Origin of the sequence: Streptomyces flavofungini (assembly GCF_041028215.1) — a bacterium.
Taxonomy (GTDB): Bacteria; Actinomycetota; Actinomycetes; order Streptomycetales; family Streptomycetaceae; genus Streptomyces; species Streptomyces flavofungini_B.
This window is the reverse complement of sequence record NZ_JASKYR010001252.1, coordinates 1-1557: the sequence shown is the minus strand read 5'-3', so window position 1 is coordinate 1557 and position 1557 is coordinate 1. Positions and strand designations below refer to the sequence as shown.

Below are 1557 nucleotides of genomic sequence, written 5' to 3'. Positions count from 1 at the left end.
GTCGTGTACGGCTCGGACCCCCGACAGGACGTGGAAGTACTCGCGGCGCCGCGCAGGGTGGTCCTCAACGGGCGGGTCGTGGCGTAGCGGGGGACGCTCCCGCCCCGGGTGCGGCGTACGCGTGTTGACGGAGCGTTGGTACGAGGGTTGACCGGGCGTTACGTGGTGGGCGGGGGAGTCGTTTGGCTTCGGCTCTTCGCGCCCGCCGCGCCCGCCCCGTCAACAAGGCGCCCCGTTACGGACGTTGTTCGGGTGGCGGCTGGGAACGTACGTGTCGGGGGAATCGAAAGCAAGGTCGGAAACCTCCCGTTCGAGTGAACTCACGTCAGGTTGCTGACCGTTCACTCTCCGTGCGTAAAGATTCCCGCGTCGTCCTTCGTCGAAGGAGGGCGACGTCGTCGGTGCGCACGTGATGTCCCCATGTGGCGTGCGCCGCCGGCGGCCCGTTTCTCCCGTGGGGGTTCCACCACCTTGAACAGCAACACCGTCCGCAGCAACACCTTTCACAGGCCCGCCCGCCGTCTCGCCGTCGTGGCCGCCGCCACCGCCCTCGCCGCCGGTCCCGCGGCGCTCGCCGGTGCCGGGGCCGCGCAGGCGACCGGCGGTGACCACGGCCGCGGTGGCCGGGCCGACGCCGTCGTGCTGCGGACCGGGCTCGATGTCTCCCTGCTCAACAAGACCGTGAACGTCCCGCTGCGGGTCGCCCTCAACGAGGTGCGGGCCCCCGCGAGCGCCGAGAAGACGGCGCTCACCGCCCGGCTCGACGGGGTCAACGGCGGACAGCCCTTCAGCCTGCTCCGCGCGGACGCCGCCACGGCCAGGGCGACCGTCAAGGACGGCACGGCCGAGGGCTACAGCAATGTCGCCCGCGCCAAGGTGCACGTGCCGGGGCTGCCGCTGCTCTCCCTCATCGAGGTCGAGCAGGTGACCGCCAAAGCCGTCTGCCGGGCCGGTGAGCGCCCCATCGCTGAATCGAATCTGCTGGGCGGGGTGACGGTCCTCGGCAAGCGGATCACGCTGAGCGCCGCCGGAACCACCGAGGTGAAGGTGCCCGGCGTCGGCGAGGTGCGGCTCGACCTCTCCAGGCGGGAGACGACGTCGCGCACGGCCGTGGCGTCCGCGCTGGAGCTCAAGGTCTCCGTGAACCCCCTCAAGCTGAACGTGGCCGAGGTGGAGGGCACGGTCACCCTCGTCAAGGCGGGCTGCGAGGCACCCTCCCCCGCCCCGCGCGAGGAGGGCGAGGTCCCCCAGGGCAAGCCGGAGAAGCCGGTGAGCGAAACGGCCCCCAAGGCCCCCGAGGCCAGCCTCGCGGAGACCGGCGGCAACTCGATGACGCCCTATGTCGCGGGCGGCGCGGTCGCCCTGCTCGCGGTCGGCGGCGGAGCGCTGGCGCTGACGCGCCGGAGCCGCGGCTGACACCACCGACGGCCCACTGAACCCGGGGGCCCGGCCGAGGCGGTCAGGAGGGGAGCGCCTCGGCCAGGGCCGGGAGGAACCGGGACGTGGTCGCACGGTCCCGGACCGCGAGCCGTATCCACCCGGCCCCCAGGCCGGGAA

General features: G+C 73.0%; 1 protein-coding gene. It reads left to right on the top strand.

Annotation, left to right across the window (positions count from 1 at the left end):
- Positions 1–471: 471 nt before the first annotated feature.
- Positions 472–1416, top strand: coding sequence for an SCO1860 family LAETG-anchored protein (locus tag AB8Z36_RS40185; RefSeq protein ID WP_369218299.1), 945 nt, complete (start codon positions 472–474; stop codon positions 1414–1416).
- The last annotated feature ends 141 nt before the right edge of the window (positions 1417–1557 follow it).